This is a genomic window from Pseudomonas sp. PA-4-8C, assembly GCF_021606625.1.
GTDB classification, from domain to species: domain Bacteria; phylum Pseudomonadota; class Gammaproteobacteria; order Pseudomonadales; family Pseudomonadaceae; genus Aquipseudomonas; species Aquipseudomonas lactis.
On record NZ_WKCD01000374.1, the window covers coordinates 1 to 4,310 of the forward strand.

At 62.8% G+C, this 4,310-nt stretch carries 4 protein-coding genes; 3 read left to right on the forward strand and 1 reads right to left on the reverse strand.

The annotated features are described in order from the left end of the window. The 3 genes from GIW04_RS28350 to GIW04_RS28360 form a co-directional block, all read left to right on the forward strand. On the forward strand, nt 1-188 hold a 188-nt coding region (locus tag GIW04_RS28350; RefSeq protein ID WP_236479439.1), incomplete at its 5' end, for a hypothetical protein. Nucleotides 189-326: 138 nt separating this feature from the next. After that, a complete protein-coding gene (locus GIW04_RS28355; protein ID WP_003191814.1) occupies nt 327-2,864 on the forward strand; it encodes a PAS domain-containing hybrid sensor histidine kinase/response regulator in 2,538 nt (845 codons plus the stop codon). Nucleotides 2,865-2,907: 43 nt separating this feature from the next. Next, nucleotides 2,908-3,183, forward strand: a complete 276-nt coding sequence (locus GIW04_RS28360; protein ID WP_003174397.1) for a peptidylprolyl isomerase — start codon at nt 2,908-2,910, stop codon at nt 3,181-3,183. Nucleotides 3,184-3,312: 129 nt separating this feature from the next. On the opposite strand, the gene GIW04_RS28365 is transcribed toward GIW04_RS28360, so the two are convergent. Continuing rightward, nucleotides 3,313-4,218, reverse strand: coding sequence for a sugar kinase (locus GIW04_RS28365; RefSeq protein WP_120248167.1), 906 nt, complete (start codon nt 4,216-4,218; stop codon nt 3,313-3,315). Between the last annotated feature and the right edge of the window lie 92 nt (nt 4,219-4,310).

Consider the following 4,310-nt stretch of genomic DNA (forward strand, 5'->3'; position numbering starts at 1 on the left):
ACACCACACCGCGCCACGTGCCGGCGAAGATCCTCGCTGTCACGGATATCCCCCGCACCATCAGCGGCAAAATCGTCGAATTGGCGGTGCGCAATGTGGTGCATGGCGAGCCGGTTAAAAACACCGATGCCCTGGCCAACCCCCAGGCGCTGGAGCAATTTCGCGACAGGGCTGAGCTGGCCGATTAGATGAAAGGTTTCAGCGCTGATGCAGCGTTTTGAAGAAAAACCCTCAAGGCATGCTATTTTTCGGGGGTAGTCACCCGCTGTCGTTCCTTGGGACAATGGGGGTTGTCATTTTTCAAAGCGTCAGGCTCAGGTTTTTTTATGAATGGAACATCCACCGGTAGCGAAGCCGCTGCGCTGATCAAGCGGCTGGACTGGGCGCAAAGCCCACTCGGTGAGGCCAGTGAGTGGCCGCAAAGCCTGCGCACTGCTGTCGATATCGTCGTGCATTCACCCATGCCAATGGTGCTGCTGTGGGGCCCACACCTCATACAACTTTATAACGATGGCTTTGCCCACCTGATAGGCGGCAAGCACCCCGGCGCTCTGGGCCAGCCGGCGCACCACACTTGGCCCGAACTGGAAAGCTTCGCCGCGCCGGTCTACGACGCCGTGCTCGGCGGCCAGGTGCGCACCTTCAGCGAGCAACGCTTTGTGCTGCAACGCGAGGGCCGCGACACCGAGATATGGCTCGACCTGACCTACAGCCCGGTGCGCGACGAAAGCTGCCGGGTGGCCGGCATTCTGGTCACGGCCATTGAAACCAATGAACGGCGCAGCAAAACCCTCGAACTGCAACAGCGTTCCGAAGCGAGCCTCAAGGCCCAGCACAACACCGAGCAGCGCCTGCAACTGGCGCTGGCGGCCACCGACGCGGTGGGCACCTGGGATTGGGATATCGGTGAAGACCGCTTCATTGCCGACGCCCATTTCGCCTACCTGCATGGCGTCGACCCCAACGACTCAAGCCTGCTGCCCATCAGCGCCTACCTGCACGGCGTGCATCCCGAAGACCGGGGCACGGTGACGCGCAGCATCAAGCATTGCATCACCCACGGCACCGAATACGCCGAAGAGTACCGCCTGCAGCAAGCCGATGGCCAGGTGCGCTGGGTATTCGCCCGTGGCCGCTGCTACAAGGATCATCACGGCCGGCCGGCACGGTTCCTCGGCGCCGCGCTGGACCTCACCGAGCGCAAAAACACCGAGCAGGCCTTGCGCCAGAGCCAGACCGAGCTGCAATTGATCATCAACGCCATGCCGGTGTTGATCGGCTACGTTGACCACGACCAGCGCTTTCGCCTCAACAACAGCGCCTACCTCGAGTGGTACGGCAAGACGCCCCAGGAGCTGTACGGCAGAACCATCCGCGAAGTCATCGGCGACGAGGTGTACGCAGGGCGCGCAGACAAGATCGCCGCCGCGCTCAAGGGCAAGGCGTGCAGCTTCATGACAGTGACGCCTCATCGCGATGGCCGCCCGCGCCATGCGCTGATGAAGTACTTGCCGCGCTTTAGCAGTGACGGCTCGGTGAATGGTTTCTATATCTTTGTGATCGACGAGACCGAACGCAAGCTCACCGAAGAGGCCCTGCGCCACCTCAACGAGAACCTTGAAGAACGCGTGGCCCAGCGCACCCAGGCGCTGGCCGAAGCCAACCAGCGCCTGCAAAACGAGATGTTCGAGCGCGAACGTGCCGAAGATGCCCTGCGCCATGCCCAGAAGATGGAAGCGGTCGGCCAGCTCACCGGCGGTATCGCCCATGACTTCAACAACATGCTCACCGGCATCATCGGCAGCCTGGACCTGATGCAGCGTTACATTGCCGCCGGGCGCAGCGACGATATCGGCCGTTTTGCCGATGCCGCCGTGTCCTCCGCCCATCGTGCCGCCGCCCTTACCCACCGGTTGCTGGCGTTCTCGCGGCGCCAGTCGCTGGACCGTCGCCCTACCGACCCCAACCAACTGGTGGCGTCCCTGGAAGACCTGTTCCGGCGCACCAAGGGCGCGCATATCGAACTCAAGGTCCAACTGGGCAAAGACATCTGGCCGGTGAATACCGACGCCAGCCAATTGGAAAACGCCCTGCTCAATCTGGTGATCAACGCCCGCGACGCCATGCCTGACGGCGGTGAGCTGCTGATCGAAACCGCCAACAGTTACCTGGACGGCACCGACATCACCACTCTGGAACCGGTCAAGGCTGGCGACTATGTGATGCTTGGCGTGAGCGACAACGGCAGTGGCATGGCGCCGAAAATCCTCGCCAAGGCCTTCGACCCGTTCTTCACCACCAAGCCCATCGGCCAAGGCACTGGCCTTGGGTTGTCGATGATCTACGGCTTTGCCCAGCAGTCCGGCGGCCACGTAACCATCCAGAGCGAGCCCGGCCAGGGCACCTGCGTGCGCCTGTACCTGCCGCGTTTGTATGGCACGGCGCTGGAAAGCAGCCTGCCCACCAGCCTGACCGAAGCACCCGTGGCCCTGGCCGGTGAAGCGGTGGTGGTGGTCGAGGACGACCCGGCGGTGCGTATGCTGGTGGTCAATGTACTCGACGAACTGGGCTATACCGCGCACCAGGCGGCGGATGCCCGTGCGGCGCTGCCGTTGCTGGAATCGGATTTGCGTGTGGACTTGCTGGTGACCGACGTTGGCTTGCCCGGCATGAACGGCCGGCAACTGGCGGAAATCGCCCGCCAGCATCGCCCAGGCCTGCGCGTGCTGTTCATGACCGGTTATGCCGAAAAAGCCGCCGAGCGCCAAGGGTTCCTGGAAGACGGCATGGACATGGTCGCCAAGCCTTTTTCCATTGACCTGTTGGCCAACAAAATCCGTAGCATGATCGGCGGCGAGGCCTGAGTTCAGGCATAATCGCGCGCCGTCGCACAGCTGGTAGAGCCCCATGAAAGCCCAAGCCCGTCATATCCTGGTGAAAACCAGCGAAGAAGCCGAACAACTCAAGCAGCGCATTGCCAAGGGCGAAGCCTTTGATGTGCTGGCCAAGAAGTACTCCACCTGCCCGTCGGGCAAACGTGGCGGTGACCTGGGCGAAGTGCGGCCCGGGCAGATGGTGGGGGCGATTGATGCGGTGATCTTCAAGAAGCCGGTGAAGGTGGTGCACGGGCCGATCAAGAGCAAGTTTGGCTATCACTTGGTGCAGGTGTTTTACCGGGATTGAGTGGATGGCTTCAGTCCGATCGTTCCTACGCTCTGCGTGGGAATGCCTCACTGGACGCTCTGCGTCCGTTTCTGGGACGCGGAGCGTCCCGGGCTGCGCTCCCACGCAGAGCGTGGGAACGATCAGTGATCATCTCGGTATCAGCGCCCCCGGCACCTGAATCACCCGGCTCGCCAACCGATGCCCCGCCAATGCAGCCTCTTGCGGCGAGCCACCCTTGAGCCGACTGGCCAAATACGCCGCACTGAACGAATCCCCCGCCGCCGTGGTGTCCACCACCTTCTCCACCTTCAACGCCGGCACCGCGAAGCGCTCGCCCGCGCAACGAATCAGGCACGCATCCGCTCCCCGCTTGAGCACCACTTCTGCAATCGACGGGTACGCCGCAAACACCTGCTCGCTATCCTCATAACCAAACAACGCGCGTTCGTCATCCTCGGTGAGCAAGGCAATGTCCACCTCGGCCAACACCCGGCGATACGCCTCACGGGCCGTTTGCACATCGGCCCACAGCCGCGGCCGGTAGTTGTTATCGAACACCACCTTGGCGCCGCGCCGGCGGGCTTCGATCAGGGCCTGCAGTAAGCGCTCACGCCCGATATCTCCCAGCACCGCCAGGGTAATGCCGCTGAAATACACCACGTCATAACACGGCAGGGCCGCCAGGACCGGCTCGGCGGCAGGCGTAGTGAAGCAGTCGCGCACGGCCGCTTCGTTGCGCCAGTAGAGGAATTTACGTTCGCCCTGGGCATCAGTCTGGATGCAGTACAAGCCCGGCAGGCGCCCTGGCAGGCGCTGGACCATCCCCAGGCCAAGGCCTTCGGCGTGCCAATGCTCACACATGGCATCGCTGAAGCTGTCATCGCCCAGGGCGGTGACGTAGTCAACGCTGCCGACCTCGCCCAGTTCGCGGCGCAGGTAAACCGCGGTGTTCAGGGTATCGCCGCCGAAGCTCTGGTGCAGGCTGCCGTCGGCGCGGTGTTGCAGTTCGATCATGCATTCGCCGATGAGGGCGATGTGGGGGTGGGTGTTCATGGCAAAGTTCTCAGGTGTGCTGGAGGGCCCCATCGCGGGCAAGCCCGCTCCCACAGTTGACCCTATTCCAACTGGAGGAATGCAGTCGAATG